Annotated in this window: 18 protein-coding genes and 1 riboswitch; of the genes, 15 read left to right on the forward strand and 3 right to left on the reverse strand. The window is 42.7% G+C overall.

Going from position 1 to position 18,103, the window contains the following annotated elements:
* The first annotated feature begins 42 nt into the window (after nucleotides 1-42).
* Nucleotides 43-462 carry a Fur family transcriptional regulator gene (locus LDM98_RS11625; protein ID WP_223899581.1) on the forward strand — a complete coding sequence of 140 codons (420 nt, stop codon included), beginning with the start codon at nucleotides 43-45 and terminating at the stop codon, nucleotides 460-462.
* A gap of 36 nt (nucleotides 463-498) precedes the next feature.
* Here the strand turns inward: LDM98_RS11625 and LDM98_RS11630 are convergent, their stop codons facing one another.
* Together LDM98_RS11630 and rseP are read right to left on the reverse strand one after the other, a co-directional pair.
* Nucleotides 499-1,182 (reverse strand): YggS family pyridoxal phosphate-dependent enzyme, encoded by a 684-nt coding sequence (locus LDM98_RS11630; RefSeq protein ID WP_223899582.1) that lies wholly within the window; start codon nucleotides 1,180-1,182, stop codon nucleotides 499-501.
* A 63-nt stretch (nucleotides 1,183-1,245) separates the two neighbouring features.
* Nucleotides 1,246-2,298 (reverse strand): RIP metalloprotease RseP, encoded by a 1,053-nt coding sequence (rseP, locus tag LDM98_RS11635; protein ID WP_223899583.1) that lies wholly within the window; start codon nucleotides 2,296-2,298, stop codon nucleotides 1,246-1,248.
* 110 nt (nucleotides 2,299-2,408) lie between these two features.
* Here rseP and LDM98_RS11640 point away from each other — a divergent pair, with 110 nt between their 5' ends.
* The 13 genes from LDM98_RS11640 to LDM98_RS11700 all read left to right on the forward strand — a co-directional run bounded on the left by LDM98_RS11640 (nucleotide 2,409) and on the right by LDM98_RS11700 (nucleotide 16,909).
* The gene (locus LDM98_RS11640; protein WP_223899584.1) at nucleotides 2,409-3,518 is read left to right on the forward strand and encodes a hypothetical protein; all 1,110 of its coding nucleotides are present in this window, start codon (nucleotides 2,409-2,411) and stop codon (nucleotides 3,516-3,518) included.
* Nucleotides 3,519-3,738: 220 nt separating this feature from the next.
* A riboswitch (guanidine-I (ykkC/yxkD leader) is annotated at nucleotides 3,739-3,839 on the forward strand.
* A gap of 47 nt (nucleotides 3,840-3,886) precedes the next feature.
* Nucleotides 3,887-4,957, forward strand: a complete 1,071-nt coding sequence (locus LDM98_RS11645; protein ID WP_223899585.1) for a putative urea ABC transporter substrate-binding protein — start codon at nucleotides 3,887-3,889, stop codon at nucleotides 4,955-4,957.
* 9 nt (nucleotides 4,958-4,966) lie between these two features.
* The gene (locus LDM98_RS11650) at nucleotides 4,967-5,791 is read left to right on the forward strand and encodes an ABC transporter permease (RefSeq protein WP_223899586.1); all 825 of its coding nucleotides are present in this window, start codon (nucleotides 4,967-4,969) and stop codon (nucleotides 5,789-5,791) included.
* On the forward strand, nucleotides 5,788-6,552 hold the full coding sequence (locus LDM98_RS11655) for an ABC transporter ATP-binding protein (RefSeq protein ID WP_223899587.1): 765 nt from the start codon (nucleotides 5,788-5,790) through the stop codon (nucleotides 6,550-6,552). Before LDM98_RS11650 ends, LDM98_RS11655 begins: the two co-directional genes overlap by 4 nt.
* Nucleotides 6,553-6,565: 13 nt before the next feature.
* A complete protein-coding gene (locus LDM98_RS11660; protein ID WP_223899588.1) occupies nucleotides 6,566-7,303 on the forward strand; it encodes an urea amidolyase associated protein UAAP1 in 738 nt (245 codons plus the stop codon).
* Between the two features lie 10 nt (nucleotides 7,304-7,313).
* On the forward strand, nucleotides 7,314-7,934 hold the full coding sequence (locus LDM98_RS11665) for an urea amidolyase associated protein UAAP2 (protein ID WP_223899589.1): 621 nt from the start codon (nucleotides 7,314-7,316) through the stop codon (nucleotides 7,932-7,934).
* A gap of 6 nt (nucleotides 7,935-7,940) precedes the next feature.
* Entirely contained in the window at nucleotides 7,941-8,948 is a 1,008-nt protein-coding gene (locus LDM98_RS11670; RefSeq protein ID WP_223899590.1) for a fatty acid desaturase, read from the forward strand.
* Between the two features lie 9 nt (nucleotides 8,949-8,957).
* A complete protein-coding gene (locus LDM98_RS11675) occupies nucleotides 8,958-9,740 on the forward strand; it encodes an N-acyl homoserine lactonase family protein (RefSeq protein ID WP_223899591.1) in 783 nt (260 codons plus the stop codon).
* Nucleotides 9,741-9,833: 93 nt separating this feature from the next.
* The gene (gene uca, locus LDM98_RS11680) at nucleotides 9,834-13,433 is read left to right on the forward strand and encodes an urea carboxylase (protein WP_223899592.1); all 3,600 of its coding nucleotides are present in this window, start codon (nucleotides 9,834-9,836) and stop codon (nucleotides 13,431-13,433) included.
* An 11-nt stretch (nucleotides 13,434-13,444) separates the two neighbouring features.
* Nucleotides 13,445-14,293: a sugar phosphate isomerase/epimerase gene (locus LDM98_RS11685; RefSeq protein WP_223899593.1), complete on the forward strand. Its 849-nt coding sequence runs from the start codon at nucleotides 13,445-13,447 to the stop codon at nucleotides 14,291-14,293.
* Between the two features lies 1 nt (nucleotide 14,294).
* On the forward strand, nucleotides 14,295-15,182 hold the full coding sequence (locus LDM98_RS11690; protein ID WP_223899594.1) for a DMT family transporter: 888 nt from the start codon (nucleotides 14,295-14,297) through the stop codon (nucleotides 15,180-15,182).
* 10 nt (nucleotides 15,183-15,192) lie between these two features.
* Nucleotides 15,193-16,530, forward strand: coding sequence for an allophanate hydrolase (gene atzF, locus LDM98_RS11695; protein WP_223899595.1), 1,338 nt, complete (start codon nucleotides 15,193-15,195; stop codon nucleotides 16,528-16,530).
* A complete protein-coding gene (locus LDM98_RS11700) occupies nucleotides 16,520-16,909 on the forward strand; it encodes a hypothetical protein (protein ID WP_223899596.1) in 390 nt (129 codons plus the stop codon). Before atzF ends, LDM98_RS11700 begins: the two co-directional genes overlap by 11 nt.
* Before the next feature lie 215 nt (nucleotides 16,910-17,124).
* Here the strand turns inward: LDM98_RS11700 and LDM98_RS11705 are convergent, their stop codons facing one another.
* Nucleotides 17,125-17,325 carry a hypothetical protein gene (locus LDM98_RS11705; RefSeq protein WP_223899597.1) on the reverse strand — a complete coding sequence of 67 codons (201 nt, stop codon included), beginning with the start codon at nucleotides 17,323-17,325 and terminating at the stop codon, nucleotides 17,125-17,127.
* Between the two features lie 214 nt (nucleotides 17,326-17,539).
* On the opposite strand from LDM98_RS11705, the gene LDM98_RS11710 reads away from it, so the two are divergent.
* Nucleotides 17,540-17,749, forward strand: coding sequence for a hypothetical protein (locus LDM98_RS11710; protein WP_223899598.1), 210 nt, complete (start codon nucleotides 17,540-17,542; stop codon nucleotides 17,747-17,749).
* The last annotated feature ends 354 nt before the right edge of the window (nucleotides 17,750-18,103 follow it).

Genomic DNA, 18,103 nt, shown 5'->3' on the forward strand with positions numbered 1-18,103 from the left:
GCTATAGAGTGATAGCTTTATGTATACATTGAAAGGAAAACTATGACAGATTATGTAAATCTACTTAAAAAGAGTGGACTAAAAGCTACATTTCAACGTATGAATATATTAGAAAAGATAGAAGCGTATGGGCATATGTCCATCGATGCTATCTATGCAGAGGTCATTAAAACACATCCATCTCTTTCACTTGCAACGGTGTATAAAAATATTGTTTTAATGGTGGAGAAGGGTGTACTTGTAGAAGTGCCTATCACAGGCAAAAAGTCCAAATATGAGCTTTTAAAAGAGGATCATATCCACTTGGTCTGTACGGAGTGTGGTGAAGTAGAAGACAAACCGCAGCATACAGTTGCAGATGAACTCTTTACTTCTATCACAAAGAAAGAGAACTTTACCATAAGTAAACAACAGATCAATCTTTACGGCGTGTGTAGTCACTGTACAGAAGAAGTTGCTTAAGGGGTGCAGGTTTGAGTATCTCAAACCTATAACCCTTTATTTGAATAATGCTGAACCGATCCTCACTAAATTCGACCCACATTTTATAGCCAATTCATAATCACCGCTCATACCCATAGAACAGATACTCGCACCCTCTTTTTTCAGTTTCTCATAGATACCGTATGTGCTTTCAAAACTTTGCTGTATCAGTTTGGTGTCATCACTGTGTGCGCCTATGGTCATCACACCTTTGAGATTGATCTGAGGACAGGTCTCTTTGATCGTTTGGTAGATATCCACAGCTTCTTCAGGGGGTACGCCTGATTTCGTTGCTTCATTGGCTGCATTGATCTGAAGCAGGCAGTGCATCTTTGTCTCTTTTGCCAAGAGTTTTTTGTTCAGTTCTGCTGCGAGCTCTATACTGTCAAGTGATTGCATCAGTGTAGGACGCAAGTCAATCAGATTGTTGATCTTGTTCTTTTGGAGCGAACCGATCAGATGCCATTCAAGTGGTAGGTCCTCGAGCGCATGCATACGTTCTTTAAGCTGTTGTACCTGATTTTCACCAAAAGCTCTCTGTCCCAGTTCATAGAGTGTGGCAATATTTTCAAGCTCTGTATATTTGGCCACAGTGACCAGTTTTACAATGTGGTGTTCACTCACTGTGATACGTGCTTGTTCTATGTTCCAGATCACTTCATCCAGGTTTGCTCTTAAGTGTTCTTTGTCCAATATCATACTTATTATCCTTTGCTAATGAATTGCCTGATCGGCTATGCTACACTTTGACTGTTTTGGTTTTTATCCCCAAAGTCTATTGATATCATTATACAATCCTAACATCATAAGAGAGATGAGTATAGCCCAGCCTACCAATGTGATGACATACATCACCTTTTCGCTCGCAGTTCTACCTGTAAGCATCTCATAGAGGTTGAACATAATGTGCCCACCGTCCAGTGCAGGTATAGGCAGCAGGTTCAATACGCCCAGGTTCACTGAAATGAGGGCGGTAAAAAAGAAAAGTGCGAGTATCCCCGCAGCGCTCGCTTCAGCTGTGACATCTACAATGGTGATGATACCACCGAGCTTGTCTGTACCAACCACTCCGGTGATCAGTTTTTCTACACTCTGTACGATGAGCAAAGAGGCTTTCTTTGTCTCATCCCATGCATACCCCAAACCATCTATCAATCCAAAGTGGACCGTTGTTTGTTTTCCTAAAGGACTGATCCCGATGATACGTCTGGTGATCTTCTCTCCAAAGATATTCTTGTCCTCTATCACCTTTGGTGCCAGTTGCAGTGTGATCAGTTGTTCTTCACGTTCTACGATAAGCGTGATGTCACCTTTGTCACCGTTGATGTTTTCACCGATCTCTTCCCAGTACTTGATATTGTGGGTATTGACCTGAACAATCCTGTCCTCTTTGGTTAAACCTGCTTTGAATGCAGGCGTCTCTTTTCCTACTTCACCGACATAAGGCAACAGCTTGGGAACACCGATGTTCGCAATAGCAAAATAAAGCAGAAAGGCCAGCAGGAAATTGGCAAACGGTCCGGCCAATAAAATAATGATACGCTGCCATGGTTTTTTCACATTGTAGGAATCTTTGTCGTATGAGACCGCAGTAGGATCCGTGTCATCCTGACCTTTCATTTTGACATACCCGCCAAGCGGTATCGCAGAGAGACTCCACTGCGTTTTTCCTATCATCCTGGAGTAGAGTTTTTTACCAAAACCTATACTGAAGACATCCACCTGTACGCCAAAAAAACGTGCTGCTGTAAAGTGTCCAAGCTCATGAAAAAAGATCAGTACCGACAAGACTAAAAGTGCGACTATGATGCCCATAAAATTCCTCTATGCAAATATATTGCATTATATCCAAGTGTAGTAAAAAATTGATATAGATTAAAACTATAATGAAAAATTTTGCTAAAATAAATGGGAAGGATGAAAAGATGAATGAAAATAAGAGTGTGTCAGAAGAAATGATAGAAGAGATTGATAATGATGCTTCAGAGGGGCTGGGCGAGATTGACGATACACCTTTGGAAATGGGAGAAGAAACCATAGGACTCCATGAAGATGACACGCCTGAAATGACAGAGGGACCGGTATCAGATCCTGTCTTTCCGGGAAAAGCTAATAAACATACCAAAACCATGCATCTTGTAGAAAAAACAAAAAAAATGCTTAAAGAAGTAGATGATCGGGAAGAAGCCTGCAAACGTCTGCTTGAAAAGGATGTACAAGAGTATGAGGATGCCAGAGCACGACTTAAAGCGGGTGGCCTTGATGCCTGTACAGTATTAGTAAAAAAATTGGGCTATCAGACAGATAATGATGATCTTGAAGAGAAGAGAACAGTTGTATTCACTTCAAAAAAAATGTTCAAACCCTTAGTTTTCAGAGATATTCCAAGCGGTAGATTCACAGGGTTGCTCTACGCTTTACTCGGAGGGATTGCTACAGTCATAGGATTGGTCTATCTGGCAACAGTAAAATTGGACATGACACTGAATATGACAAGAATGCCTTCAGAAGATGAGACACAAAGTATACTGGCCTGGTTCAGTACACTTTTAGGACAACATGAAGATGTGAATATCGGTGCAGGTGTATTAGGTTTTTCAGTGCTTTTGGTCATGATCCTTATCTATATCGTTCGTGTAAGGTTGAAAAAAAGAAGCAATCTTCACCTCGCAGTGAAACAATTCGTAGAAGCAGAGATTTACAGAGAGAAAAAAGAAAATTGCAAAGTTGAAACAGACAAAATAGATAGGCATATCAAAGATACGATAGGAGTATTTAGAACCTATGAAGTACTCTTGAACGAACAAAAAGGAAAACTGGAACGTATCCACTATGTGGAAGGGGAGAGAGAGAAGAGTATAGAGTATCATCATAGATCCTATAAAGAGATACGCGAAACCAAAGAACTGATACGGGCGATAAGGGAGTATATGAATAGTCCTATAGTAGAAGAAGGAAAACTGTCTGAGAAAAGCGTACTGCTTTTACAGCATGCAAAAGATCAGGCCGATATAATGATTAAACGGTTTTATTAATGTACATCGAGACCTTCAGAGAGATCGGTTCGTATAATGACTTTCAATGATGTGTTCCGAAAATCTTTTATACCTACGACACACTTTTGTAATTTTCTTTAAATAGATCCAAATAGCAAAATGATTAAAAATTAACCATACCGCTGATGCTATAGGATTGTATAGTAGGATATACTATCCGTACAAGACATGACATGAGGTTTTAAAATCTCATATACGCTAACAAGATATCTAGGGTTCCGGCAGAATATTCTGTGTCTGGTCCGAGAGTTATCGGCCTCTTGAGTAGAGGTTACACGGAGGGATAAAAGCCCGGGAGATTTATTATCTCGTGCCGTGTTTTAAACTTATACTCAAAGGACACTCCAATGAAACACTTCTTCAAATCTACATCTAAATTCTTAGTTGCCACTACATTAATTATGAGTCTCAGTACATCATCACTCATGGCAGAGGTAAAAGATAAATTCCAAGTATCATGGACCATTTATGTCGGTTGGATGCCGTGGGATTATGCCCAGCAAAAAGGTATCGTTGACAAATGGGCTAAAAAATACGATATCGAGATCGACCTGATCCAGGTGAACGACTATATTGAATCGATCAACCAATACAGTGCCGGTAAATTTGACGGTTGTCTCATGACGAATATGGATGCATTGACCATTCCGGCTGCGGGTGGTGTTGACTCAACTGCTGTGATCATGGGTGACTTTTCCAACGGAAATGACGGTATCCTTCTTAAAGATAAAAAGAGCCTGGCTGATATCAAAGGGCAGAAGGTGAACCTCGTTGAGCTTTCGGTATCACACTATCTTCTTGCACGTGCACTTGAATCAGTGAACATGAGTGAAAAAGATATTACGGTTGTAAACACATCAGATGCTGATATGGTATCTGCATGGAGTTCTGATGAGGTGACAGCAATGACAACATGGAACCCACAGCTCAGTGAGATCACGGCAAACAATACAAATGCCAATCTTGTTTATGATTCAAGCAAGATCCCGGGCGAGATCATCGATATGCTTGTGATCAACACTGAAACACTCAAAGACAATCCAAAATTGGCAAAAGCATTGACAGGTGCATGGTTTGAAGTGATGGCATTGATGAAAAAAGGGGATGAAAAAGCCTTGACATTCATGGCAGAAGCGTCTGGTACGGATCTTGCTGGTTACAAAAGCCAGCTTGATTCTACAATGATGTTCTATGATGCAAGTGATGCCGTTAAATTTGCTGACAGTCCAGACCTTCCAGAAACGATGAAAAAAGTGAGTGAGTTCTCTTTTGATCACGGTATTCTCGGAGAAGGTGCACCAAATGCTGAATTCATCGGTATGGAGTTCCCAGGTGGGAAAACTTTCGGTGATACAAAAAACACCAAGCTACGTTTTACAGACACCTATGTGAAAATGGCTGCGGAAGGGAAACTGTAAGGTACTCCTATGAAACGATTTATGAACCTTCGACCATCCAGAGGAGCAACGCTCTTCTTGGGATTATTACCATTTATTATTGTCGCGGTGTTCTATCTCGTGGCATCAGATATGCGTCTTACGGAAAATCCGAATGACAAGCTTTTACCATCCATGGCAAGCTTTTCAGAAGCCATTGACCGTATGGCCTTTACACCAAGTAAACGAACAGGTGAAATACTCTTCATTGGAGATACAGTATCTTCACTTGAACGATTGGGACTCGGGGTCCTCATAAGTGCTGTATTGGCAATGCTTATCGGCATCCCTCTAGGGTTTATTCCTTTTCTGAGGGCAGGTTTGTCGCCTTTTGTGGCAGCCTTTTCCATGGTGCCGCCAATGGCGGTCCTGCCTATTTTGTTCATTGTTTTTGGTATGGGTGAGCTGGCGAAGGTTGCACTGATCGTCATCGGTGTGACACCACTGCTTGTCCGTGACATGCAGCAGCGTGTCTCTGAGATACCGGTCGAACAGCTTATTAAAGCACAGACTCTTGGAGGATCAAGCTGGACGATCGTGATGCGTGTTGTCTTACCGCAGGTCTTTCCTAGGCTGCTTGATGCAGTGCGTATCACACTGGGTACGGCATGGATCTTTCTTATTTCAGCAGAAGCGATCGCAGCGACCGAAGGTTTAGGGTACCGTATCTTTCTGGTGCGCCGTTATATGTCAATGGATGTGATCCTGCCTTATGTGGCATGGATCACATTTCTTGCCTTCTTGTTTGACTTTATGTTAAAGAAGCTGACCTATAAACTATTTCCATGGTATACGGCCGGAAAGGAGGGATCATGAGTCTGATTCATATTAAAAACCTTTGGAAAAAATATGATGACAATGTTGTACTTGAGAGAATAACCCTCGATATTAAAGAGGGAGAGTTCTGTACACTGGTCGGTCCTTCAGGATGCGGGAAGAGTACATTCTTAAAAATGCTCTTAGGACAGGAGACACCCACAAGCGGTACATTCCTGCTTGATGGTAAACCTTTTCCTGATGAGCCGGGAATAGAACGTGGAATCGTTTTTCAGCGTTACTCAGTTTTCCCTCATTTAACTGTGTTGGGAAATGTCATGATGGCCATGGAGCTCAAAGCATCAAAATTCTTTGGGAAATTCTTTGGCACAAAACGTAAAGAAGCTAAAGAGAGTGCCATGGATATGCTTAGGTCAGTCGGCCTTGGCGATGCGGCAGATAAATACCCCAGCGAACTCTCCGGAGGTATGCAGCAGCGTCTCTCCATTGCACAGTCTTTGGTCAATAAACCAAAGATACTTCTGCTGGATGAACCGTTTGGTGCATTGGACCCGGGGATTCGTGCCGATATGCATGCACTCATTTTGGACCTATGGGAAAAGAACAATCTCACGATCGTGATGGTGACCCATGACCTCAAGGAGAGTTTTTACCTTGGTACACGTCTGCTTGTCTTTGACAAGGTACGTTATGAACCGCAGGCACCCAACATGTACGGGGCGTTGATCACGTATGACATACCTGTAGGTGATACAAGGGAAACGGTCTTAAAAGAAGTAGAAAAATCTATAAATGAATAAAGGAACAACAATAATGATAACAACACATAAAGATTTAAAACCTGAAAGTATCCTTCTTGATGAAGTACTTCCGGGAGGCGGCAGATGGTCAAAGATCATCAAACGCGGTGACAAGCTGCGCATTACCACAAAAGATGGCTTAGGTTCTCTTTCGGCCATGTTCTACAATGCAGATAACACTGCAGAACGTTTTAACTCCGCAGACACGGTTAAACTTCAACATAATGCTTATTTTGGCAAAGGAAGAGTGCTTTATTCGGAATTGGGCCGCGTGCTTTTTTCGATCACAGATGAGACAACCGGAGGGCTTTTTGATGCCATTGCAGGGATCAGCAACCCGCGTATTGTCAAAGAGCGTTTCGGTGAGGGAGACTTTGAACATATCCGTAACCGTTATTATAAAAGCGACCGTGAAAACTTTTTGGTCGAACTGGGCAAATACGGTATGGGTAAACGTGACATGATCCCTGCGATCAACTTCTTTAGAAAAGTCGATGTCAAAGAGGGGAGTAAACTTGAACTTTCACCCCAACGTGCCGAACCAGGAAGTTATATCGAACTGCGTGCAGAGATGAATGTACTTTTGGTACTCTCAAACACACCGCATGTGATGGAAGAGGGTGAATACAACCCAAGTGATGTTCAGCTGACCCTCCACAAGGCAGATCCTGTCACCGAGGATGACCTATGTATGAACTTTACCCCACAATCCCAGCGTGCTTTCATAAACAATGCACGCTATTTTGCCTAAGGAGAGAATGATGAGCAAAGATATTAAAAACGCAGTATACAATGAAAAGGTCGCAGCAGGTGTACCTTGGAGCCATGTGGTCAAAAAAGGGCAAACCCTTCGTATCATAGACCTTGAAGGGTGTCAGGCAGTTGATACACTTTTTTACAATGCCAATGACCATGAAGAGCGTTACTCGGCCAATGACACAGTCAGAGAACAAGGGAGCATCTTTGTGACAACCGGTACAAAACTCATCTCCACCGATGATAATGTGATGATGGAAATTACTGCAGATACCTGTGGTAACCATGACACACTGGGCGGTCACTGTAGTGCTGAAAGTAATACGGTACGTTATGCACATGATACAAAATATATGCACAGCTGCCGTGACAATTATCTGTTTGAGATCGGTGAGTTGGAGATGGATCCTCGTGACCTTACCAATAACATCAACTTTTTTATGAATGTACCTATCGAAGAGGACGGATACTTGATTATCGTAGATGGTATCTCTAAACCGGGTGCCTATGTGGATATGAAGGCAGAGATGGATACTTTGGTACTTGTATCGAACTGTCCGCAGCTCAACAATCCATGTAATGCATTTAATCCGACACCGATTCAGATGGTGATCTGGGAAGACTAAGAGATCATGGAAAAGATAAGCAACCTCTTTCGTTCTGACGATGCACTTGTACCGAATATAGTAGCGTGGACATATATACTTGGAACTTATCTATTTGGTTTTAGTGCGCTACTGGCAGACTCTATTCTCTATAATATTTTAGGGATCGTTTTTCTTGCCCACAGCATGGTCATCGCTGCTTATTTTATTCATGAGTGTGCACATGACTCTCTTTTTAAGAAAAGTCATCACAATCATATTTTTGGTGAAATTCTTCTTTGGATCACAGGTGCTTCATACAGTGATTATGAGGCGATCAAGCATAAGCACGTACGTCATCATATGGATCGTGCAGATATTGTCTCTTTTGATTTTAGAGAAAGACTGCTCCAGTATCCCAAAACATTAAAGATCATACAGGCCTTGGAATATTTTTATATTCCTGCCTTAGAGCTCATGATGCATGCATTGGTGATCATTTTGCCTTTTGTCAAAAAGTCACGCAAGCATCTGCGTTCCCGTATTATCACGGTATTAGTGCTGCGTATCGCGTTTTTTGCTGCATTGGCGAGCATCTCTCCAAAGGTTTTACTGCTGTACCCTATCGCATATATGATATTTTTAACCATCATGCGTTTTATGGATGTGCATCAGCACACCTATGACCTGTATGAGACACTCGATCAGCCAAGCGGTGATGAAGTCAAACAGTATGACAGTGCATTTGAAAAACGCAATACTTTTTCAAATGTGTTTTCACTGAAATATCCGTGGTTAAACCTTTTGGTACTGAACTTTTCATATCACAATGTACACCACGACAAACAGATGCAGCCCTGGTATCGATTGCCAAAGCTCCATAAAAAGCTCTATGGCAAGGATGAGACACAGGTTCTCTCCTTTGTCAATTTGCTTAAAAGTTATCATCGTTACCGTGTACAACGGGTGATCAACTCGGACGCAACAAATATCGACGTACATAAAGGCAGAGACTTTATCGGCGTTGATGGTGTCTCATTTTTGACGGCACATTAAGGAGATAAGATGACACAAGTAAAAAAATTCTGGCCGATCCTGACAGGAACACACCGTTACGAGAAGACACTCTCGACACGTGGTCACGGTAAAGGGGTTATCATAGATGCACCTATCTTGGCTTATCTTATAGAGACGGCCAATGGACGTATCCTTTATGATGTAGGTTGTGATTACAACAAGATCGTTGATGAAGTGAAGCGCAAGCACTTCTACGAACATGAAGGGTTCCCATTCGGTCCTCCTCAGATGACCGAAGAGCAGCGTCTTCCCAACCGTCTGGCTGAGCTTGGACTTAGAACAGAAGATGTGGATGTCGTCTTTTGCGGCCATCTCCACTTTGACCATGCCGGGGGTATCTGTGAATTCTGCAATGCCGAGGTCCATGTGCATGAAAAGGAGCTCGAAGCGGCCCGAGAGCCGGCGGACGAGGCCTATTTCGCCGAGGATTTGGATTGCCCGATCAACTGGCGCATTTATAAAGGAGAGTATGACCTTGTCCCCGGTGTCCGTGCCATCGAGACACCTGGCCATACAGCAGGGCACATGTCGATGATGATCGAACTGCCCAAAGGAAAACCGATCCTGCTTGCAGGTGATGCTGCAGACCTGAGCGAAAATCTTGAAAAAGAGATCGCTCCGGGACTCTGTTGGCAGGATAACGAAGCCATGGCGATCGAGAGTATTCGTAAGCTTAAAGAGCTTGCATATCGTTCAGGGGCAGAGATCTGGCCCAATCATGATATGAAGTATTTTGAATCTAAAAACTGTTTCCCGCAGTTTTTTTCCTAAGGTATGAAAGAACCACCTCTTTCCGTTTCATAAGACGACTTATGAAATGTAAACGATCGGGACGGCCCGTAAACTTAACTCTAAGGACATAAAATGTTTACTAAAATATTAATCGCCAATCGTGGTGAGATCGCTTGTCGTGTCATACGTACACTTAAGAAGATGGGCATTCGATCCGTTGTTGTGTATACTGCTGCAGATGCAGACTCTTTACATGTCAGTATGGCGGATGAATCTTATTATATCGGTCATGGGATTGCCAGTGAAAGTTATCTTGATAGTAAAAAGATTCTTGATATTGCCAAAGAGAGTGGTGCTCAAGCCATTCACCCCGGTTATGGTTTTTTAAGTGAAAATGCAGCGTTTGCGAATGCATGTGAAACGGAAGGTATCGCTTTTATCGGACCGCGTACAGAGCATATGCAAAAATTTGGCCTTAAACATACAGCACGCCAATTGGCAGAAGAGAACAGTGTGCCACTCCTTCCGGGATCTTCGATCTTAACTGATCTGGAAGAGGCGAAGAGAGAGGCGAAACGTATCGTGTATCCTGTCATGTTAAAAAGTACTGCCGGGGGCGGTGGTATCGGTATGCAGCTGTGCTATGATGAAGAAGAACTTTGTGATGCCTATGAATCAGTGAAGCGTTTAAGTGAAAACAACTTCTCTGATGGCGGTATGTTTCTGGAAAAATATGTTGCTTCAGCACGTCACATCGAAGTACAGGTCTTTGGAGACGGAAAAGGATTTGTTGCGACCTTAGGTGACAGAGATTGTTCGGTCCAACGCCGTAATCAAAAAGTGATCGAGGAGACACCGGCCCCTGGTCTTACGGATGAGACAAGAGAAGCACTCTATGAAGCAGCAAAAAAATTGACAGCATCTGTTTCTTATCTTTCTGCAGGGACAGTGGAGTTTGTGTATGATACAACTACCAATGCATTTTATTTCCTTGAAGTGAACACACGTCTTCAAGTAGAACACGGGATCACAGAGGAAGTGACAGGGGTTGACCTGGTAGAGTGGATGATACGTCAGGCTTACGGTGAAAACCCGGCACTTTATGCGTATGCGCATGCACCAAAGGGACACGCTATACAAGTGCGTGTATATGCGGAAGATCCAGCTAAGAATTTTCAGCCCAGTTCAGGTGTATTAACCCATGTAAAATTTGCCGATGACATACGATGTGATACTTTTATTGAAACAGGGCTTGAAGTGTCTGCTTTTTATGATCCGATGATAGCCAAGCTTGTGATCAAAGCGGACAACAGGGTAGAAGCGTTAGCAAAGATCGTAAAAGCGATTGATGAAACCTCTATAGACGGGATCGAAACGAACCTGAGATATCTAGGGGCGATTGTCAAATCGGATGTCTTTAAAAAAGGTGAACAGACAACAAAATACCTTAACAGTTTTGAATATCAACCAAAGAGTATAGATGTTTTACGTCCGGGAACACAAACAAGCATACAGGATTTTCCCGGACGTACAGGCTACTGGGATATCGGTGTACCGCCTTCAGGTCCTTTTGATAATTTCAGTTTTCGTTATGCCAACCGTATCGTAGGGAATGATGCGGCAGCCTCAGGTCTGGAGATCGCTATTGCAGGTCCGACACTGCGTTTTAACGCAGATACGACCATAGCCTTGTGCGGAGCGCAGATCGATGCATTCCTAGATGGTGAAGAGATCGGGATGAATGAGGCAGTCCATGTAAAAGCCGGTAGTACACTCAAGCTGAAAAAAGTGCACAGTCAAGGATTTAGAACCTACCTGGCAGTGCGTGGAGGTTTCGATGTTCCAGAATATCTTGGAAGCCGCTCTACCTTTACGCTTGGGCAGTTCGGCGGTCATGCGGGACGTACGCTGATCTCAGGTGATGTGCTGCATATCGGTACCTTTACATCCGGTGATGCAGCAGATAAAGCAGTGATACCGCATCAACATTTTGAGAACAGGTGGGAGATAGGAGTGCTTTACGGACCTCATGGTGCACCGGATTTCTTTACGGATGAAGATATCAAGACCTTTTTTGAGACGGAATGGGAGATCCATTATAACTCCAACCGTACAGGTATACGTCTTATCGGTCCTAAGCCTGAATGGGCAAGGACAGATGGAGGAGAAGCAGGACTTCACCCTTCCAATATCCATGACAATGCCTATGCTATCGGCGCAGTAGACTTTACAGGAGACATGCCTGTCATCTTGGGACCGGATGGCCCAAGTTTGGGAGGATTTGTCTGTCCGGTAACGATCATTAATGCGGAGTTGTGGAAAATGGGCCAACTTCGTGCCGGAGACAGGGTGAAGTTCGTGCCTGTAGAACATGAGACTGCTAAAGAGATGATCCAAGCGCAGGATGATGCTATTTCAGCGCTTAAGACCTATGATGAGACAGCTTTTCTTTCACCTAAACCTATAGGCTCACCGATCATTTATGCTGATGATGGAGAAGAGAATCTTCCTTCGATCGTCGTTCGTCAGTCAGGTGACAGTAATATTCTTATCGAATATGGGGAGATGCAGCTGGACATTGAACTGCGGTTTCGAGTACATGTATTGATGGAGGCACTTAAAGAGGCGGCGATCGAAGGTGTGACAGACATTACACCGGGTATTCGTTCTTTACAGATTCACTTTGAACCAAAAGTGTGTGACAGAGCTGTTTTGATCGAGCGACTCAAAGAGATCGAACTGACACTCCCTTCGATCGATGATATCGAAGTGCCTGCGCGTATCGTACACTTGCCGCTTTCATGGGATGATGAATCCACCCGTGTTGCGATAGACAAATATATGAAAACGGTGCGTGCAGATGCCCCATGGTGCCCGAGCAATATCGAATTTATCCGTCGTATGAACGGCTTGAAGAATATCGAAGAGGTCAAAGAGATCGTTTTTGGTGCGAACTATCTTGTGATGGGGCTGGGAGATGTCTATTTGGGTGCACCTGTGGCCACTCCGCTTGATCCAAGACACCGTCTGGTCACAACCAAATACAATCCGGCACGTACATGGACGCCTGAAAATGCCGTCGGTATCGGTGGTGCGTATATGTGTGTGTACGGTATGGAAGGTCCAGGGGGATATCAGTTTGTCGGACGTACGGTACAGATGTGGAACCGTTATAGACAAACGGCGAACTTTAAAGACGGTAAGCCGTGGCTGTTGCGTTTCTTTGACCAGATCAAGTTCTATGAAGTCAGTGCAGATGAACTGCATCAGATGCGTGAAGATTTTCCAAGAGGACGTGTGGAGCTGAAGGTTGAAGAAACAAGTTTCAGTCTCAAAGCGTATAAAGCATTTCTGGAAAAAAATGATGCATCCATCAAAACATTCAAAAAGAGACAGCAGGATGCATTTGAGGAAGAGCGTCAAATGTGGGAACGTACGGGACTTGCCAATTTTAGAACCGAAAATACAGAGATCGAAAAACAGACGATGGAGCATATTGAGATCGCTGAGAATGCCGAAGCAGTCGAATCACCTGTACAAGGAAGCCTTTGGAAAGTCATGGCAAAACTAGGTGATGTGGTAGAAGAGGGTGGGGTGCTTGCTATCGCTGAGTCGATGAAGATGGAAGTGGATATAGAAGCACCCGAACACGGAAAGATCACACAGGTACTTTGCAGTGAAGGCGAAAATGTGCAAGCGGGTAAAATGCTTTTTGTCATTGAACCCCTATAAAAGAGTCCATGATGAAACTGGAAAACTTTAAAACTATGTGGGGATTTGAAGGTGACTTTAAAACTGCCTGTATACAGGCGAAAAAAGAGGGTTTTGAAGGCATTGAAGGCAAGGCACCTGTAGACAATGCTGCACGTGAGTACTGGAAAGCATGCCTGAAAAAATATGATCTTGCTTTTATCGGTGAGATCGTAACAGGAGGAGACTATGTTCCTGTACGTCACCATACCCTGCAAGAGCATATCGATGATGTGAAAAGAGGGATAGAAAATGCTTTAGTACTCAATCCGCGTTTTGTGACTTGTATAGGCGGGTATGATGCGTGGCGTGAAGAAGAGAGTATAGCCTTTTTCAAAACTGCTATTGCATTGGCCAAAAGATATGATATCGAGATCTCTTTTGAAACACATCGGAGCCGTTCTCTTTTTACACCTTGGATAACCGAACGGATGGTCCAAGTAATCCCTGAGATCAAACTGACCCTGGATATCAGCCATTGGTGTGTGGTCAGTGAACGTCTGATGGATACAGAGCTTGACACGATCAGGGCCATTGCCCCACATGTATATCATATACATGCCCGTGTCGGATATGCACAAGGCCCACAAGTGGCTCATCCGGCTGCACCCGAATACAAAGAAGCTTTGCTTTCTCACCAGAAGTGTTGGGAGATCATATGGGATGCACAGGGGTCCAATGGTATGAAGATCACAACGATGACGCCTGAATTTGGTCCTGACGGATATCTGCATACGCTTCCTTTTGTCAATACGCCCGTTGCTGACCTATGGGAAATAAACTGCTGGATGGCCAAGAGTGAAAAGAAGCATTTTCATACCTATGCTCAGAAAGGGGCTTAAGATGAGAGCACATCTTCCCGTTCTTGTATTGCTGGGTGCTTCTATACTTTGGGGATTGACATGGATACCTTTGAAAAGTATCAATGCGATGGGAATCGAAGGCATTGGACTTATTTTTTTGGCTTACGGTCTATTGACAGCGATACTGGGCCCAGTACTTCTGAAACAATTTCCCCTATGGAAAGAGCACAGAAAGGTGATGCTTCTGATCGCACTTTTTGGTGGTGGAGCAAACCTCGCCTTTACCTATGCGCTGATCAATGGTGAAGTCATCCGGGTGATGGTGTTGTTTTACCTCTTGCCTGTATGGGGTGTAGCAGGAGGCCGAATTTTTTTAAAAGAAGAGATCGACCGGTGGCGTTACCTGGGTGTTTTTTTAGCGATCAGCGGCGCATTTATTATATTGGGCGGTTTTGAAGTATTGGATGCCCCACCATCATGGATCGATCTGATCGCTTTGGCCTCCGGTTTGTTCTTTGCTATGAATAATCTGCTTTTTAGAGCAGCTCAATCCATACCGGTAGGTTCAAAGATCGGTAGTATGTTTTTGGGATGTTTTTCACTGGCAGGGCTATTTTTGCTTGCCGGTATAGAACAATTCCCTATAGCCATCACGGAGCATGCATGGCTGATGCTTGTGAGCTATGCTTTGTTCTGGCTTCTTCTGGCCAATATCGGATCCCAATGGAGTGTAACCCATATGGAAGCAGGACGCTCTTCGATCATTATTATTTTAGAACTGATCACAGCAGTCATATCTGCTACCCTGATCGCAGGAGAAACGATGTCTACGATTGAATATATGGGAGGTGCACTTATTGTGATGGCAGCTTTCATAGAGGCATTTCGTACTAAAGATGATGAAGTACCGGTCACAACAATTGAATAAAGGAATATAAATGAATATATTAAATATTAAAAAATCATATATAAATAATACACTGACACCAAGAGCATTGATGTCACAGATCAAAGAGCGTATCGAAGCGCACAAAGAGAACCCTATTTGGATCTATACTTTGAGTGAAAGTGAACTTGAACCTTACTTGGAACGGCTGGAGTCTTGTGAACCTGAGTCTCTTCCTCTCTATGGTATCCCTTTTGCCATTAAGGATAATATTGATCTTAAGGGGATACCGACGACTGCTGCATGTCCTGATTACAGTTATATCCCTGAAGAATCGGCTTATGTAGTACACTGTTTGATAGAAGCAGGAGCGATCCCCGTCGGAAAGACCAACCTTGATCAATTTGCAACAGGACTGGTCGGAACGCGTTCTCCTTATGGGGCTTGTCAGAACAGTATTGATCCAGAGTATATCTCCGGTGGTTCCAGTTCAGGATCTGTGATTAGTGTGGCTTTGGATATGGCTGTTTTTTCACTGGGAACCGATACAGCAGGTTCAGGGCGTGTACCCGCAGCATTTAACAACCTTGTCGGACTGAAACCATCGAAGGGTATCCTCAGTACTTCAGGGGTTGTCCCTGCATGCCGCAGTTTGGATTGTGTCTCTATTTTTGCTGAAACAACAGAAGATGCACAGCAGGTTTTTGATGTGGCTGCTTCTTTTGATGCAAAGGATCCTTATAGCCGACGTATGCCTGATGTGCAAAAAAGTATACCTTCCCGTTTCCATTTTGCTGTTCCCCAGGCGGACCAACTGAAGTTTTTCGGTGACACTGAAGCAGAAGCCTTGTATCACGAAGCGGTAAAAACATTTGAAGCCATGGGAGGCACTGCCGTTGAGATGGATTTTTCACCTATGCTTGAAGCGGCAAATTTACTTTACTACGGTCCATGGGTCACTGAAAGGTATGTAGCAGTAAAAGATATGATAGAAAGTAAACCCGAAAGTTTCATAGAAGTGACACGTACGATCATTGAGTCTGGACGCAGTAAAAGTGCAGAGGATTACTTTAACGCCGAGTATAAACTCAAAGCCTATAAACGACAGGCAGAGATGCTTATGGCGAATGTTGACTTTGCATTAACACCGACAACAGGCACCATCTACACGATAGAAGAGGTCAAAGCCGATCCAATTCAGCTGAATACCAATCTGGGCTACTACACGAACTTTATGAACCTGCTTGACTTTTCTGCGTACGCTGTCCCTGCAGGATTCAGAGAGAATGGCCTCCCGTTTGGTGTGACACTCTTTGCTGAAGCATTTGAAGACAGAATGCTACTACAGATCGGTGAATCTTATTTACAAAAGGCTTCCCATGAAAAATAATACTATCGAGATAGCCGTTTGCGGTGCACATATGAGAGGTTTGCCACTTAATTATCAACTCATTGAACTAGATGCAACATTTGTCAAAGCAACGCAAACAGATAAGATCTACCGTCTCTATGAAGTACCTGAGAAAGTACCGCCTCGTCCGGGTATGGTACGTGATACACAAAATGGTACCTCTTTGGAGTTAGAGGTATGGTCTATGCCTCTAGAGAATTTTGGTGCTTTCATGATACAGATCGCTGAACCTCTCGGTATTGGTACGGTTGTTTTGGAAGATGGAAGCAGCGTCTATGGCTTCTTATGTGAGAGTGATCCGATCAAGGATGCTAAAGAGATCACCTCTTATGGCGGATGGAGAGGTTATATCTCGTAATCTGTTTTATCTCTCTTCCTATAGAAGTTTAAGATCCCATAAACAATTGGATGAAAACCTTATAAAGTTATATTTTATAAGGTTTAATCTATTTCTTTAAACTTCACTGCTTTATACTTTTTCTCGAGTAGAATTCCTTTGTAAATAATATCTCATCAAGGTCCTCACTCATTGATTTTATTATGATACACGGTTTCACATCAATATTATTGATATTAGAGTTCTTCACTTTTCATTAAAAAAGCAGTGTCGTCAAGCAATTCGTAAATAGTATTTTTTTCTTCATCAGTTAATGATACATCTTCAAGCAAGTTCATCTTTCCTAAAGCATCCAATATACGTGCCTTAGCTGCAATATATGCATCCTTTCCTTCTGGACTCAATGCTTCTAACCTATCGTGATTTTCTTCTGTCATGCCATAACTCCTATTTGTAAGATACTCTATTATGCCAAAACTAAAATATGATACACATAGGTATATTTTTCTATGGGGGAAATTATTCAATTAATCTTAGTAGTGTTTTTCTCGTTCCCCCTCTCCGTAGGTGGAACGAGAAAAGCCTTTAACCCATAATTAATTTTTCATTAATCTTTTTATATTACAGTAAAAGAAATGATAAGGATTTAAAATGACACTTCAAGAACAAGAGATACAACAAAAACAACATAAAATTGCAGGAAATATAAAAGAATTATTTGAAAATAATATGAGTGTATTTGATATGGATATACCAGAAAATGATCACAGAGCTTCTGCTATTGAAATTCATAGAGTGATGCAAGAGACCTTAGATATATTAAAAAAAGAGATTGACAAAGGTACATACGATCAGTTTTAACAATAACTCGTTCTGATAAATAATGTAGTTCTTCTTATTGTAGCCTCACCATGCCATTATGTATTGTGACTATGCCTTCAAGTTCTGCTTCGTATACCCTATCAGCAAATCTCGTCACTGTTTCATCAAATGTAGGTGAAAACTGACAAAAATAAAAGAAATCATCTTTTTGTATCTGAGACTTTACTGCCTGCCTAAAACGAGATGCAAATATTTACACATCTGAAAGTTTCTAAATAATATTTTAAGTAACTAAAACCTCATAAAGTTATATATTGAGCCACTTGCAGATTAAATATCTAAAAGTGGCTAATCTTCAATAATCCGTAATCTACTATTGAAAAAAGCTGTACA

This window comes from Sulfurovum sp. TSL1 (assembly GCF_019972135.1).
Classification (GTDB): domain Bacteria; phylum Campylobacterota; class Campylobacteria; order Campylobacterales; family Sulfurovaceae; genus Sulfurovum.

Bases quoted from the DNA above. Each gene is read 5' to 3' on its own strand.
- LDM98_RS11670 (WP_223899590.1), top strand. From the start codon at position 7,941: ATGGAAAAGATAAGCAACCTCTTTCGTTCTGACGATGCACTTGTACCG.
- LDM98_RS11705 (WP_223899597.1), bottom strand. From the start codon at position 17,325: ATGACAGAAGAAAATCACGATAGGTTAGAAGCATTGAGTCCAGAAGGA.
- LDM98_RS11650 (WP_223899586.1), top strand. From the start codon at position 4,967: ATGAAACGATTTATGAACCTTCGACCATCCAGAGGAGCAACGCTCTTC.
- LDM98_RS11690 (WP_223899594.1), top strand. From the start codon at position 14,295: ATGAGAGCACATCTTCCCGTTCTTGTATTGCTGGGTGCTTCTATACTT.
- LDM98_RS11655 (WP_223899587.1), top strand. From the start codon at position 5,788: ATGAGTCTGATTCATATTAAAAACCTTTGGAAAAAATATGATGACAAT.
- LDM98_RS11630 (WP_223899582.1), bottom strand. From the start codon at position 1,182: ATGATATTGGACAAAGAACACTTAAGAGCAAACCTGGATGAAGTGATC.
- LDM98_RS11665 (WP_223899589.1), top strand. From the start codon at position 7,314: ATGAGCAAAGATATTAAAAACGCAGTATACAATGAAAAGGTCGCAGCA.
- LDM98_RS11710 (WP_223899598.1), top strand. From the start codon at position 17,540: ATGACACTTCAAGAACAAGAGATACAACAAAAACAACATAAAATTGCA.
- uca (WP_223899592.1), top strand. From the start codon at position 9,834: ATGTTTACTAAAATATTAATCGCCAATCGTGGTGAGATCGCTTGTCGT.
- LDM98_RS11685 (WP_223899593.1), top strand. From the start codon at position 13,445: ATGAAACTGGAAAACTTTAAAACTATGTGGGGATTTGAAGGTGACTTT.
- LDM98_RS11675 (WP_223899591.1), top strand. From the start codon at position 8,958: ATGACACAAGTAAAAAAATTCTGGCCGATCCTGACAGGAACACACCGT.
- LDM98_RS11640 (WP_223899584.1), top strand. From the start codon at position 2,409: ATGAATGAAAATAAGAGTGTGTCAGAAGAAATGATAGAAGAGATTGAT.
- atzF (WP_223899595.1), top strand. From the start codon at position 15,193: ATGAATATATTAAATATTAAAAAATCATATATAAATAATACACTGACA.
- LDM98_RS11625 (WP_223899581.1), top strand. From the start codon at position 43: ATGACAGATTATGTAAATCTACTTAAAAAGAGTGGACTAAAAGCTACA.
- LDM98_RS11660 (WP_223899588.1), top strand. From the start codon at position 6,566: ATGATAACAACACATAAAGATTTAAAACCTGAAAGTATCCTTCTTGAT.
- LDM98_RS11645 (WP_223899585.1), top strand. From the start codon at position 3,887: ATGAAACACTTCTTCAAATCTACATCTAAATTCTTAGTTGCCACTACA.
- LDM98_RS11700 (WP_223899596.1), top strand. From the start codon at position 16,520: ATGAAAAATAATACTATCGAGATAGCCGTTTGCGGTGCACATATGAGA.
- rseP (WP_223899583.1), bottom strand. From the start codon at position 2,298: ATGGGCATCATAGTCGCACTTTTAGTCTTGTCGGTACTGATCTTTTTT.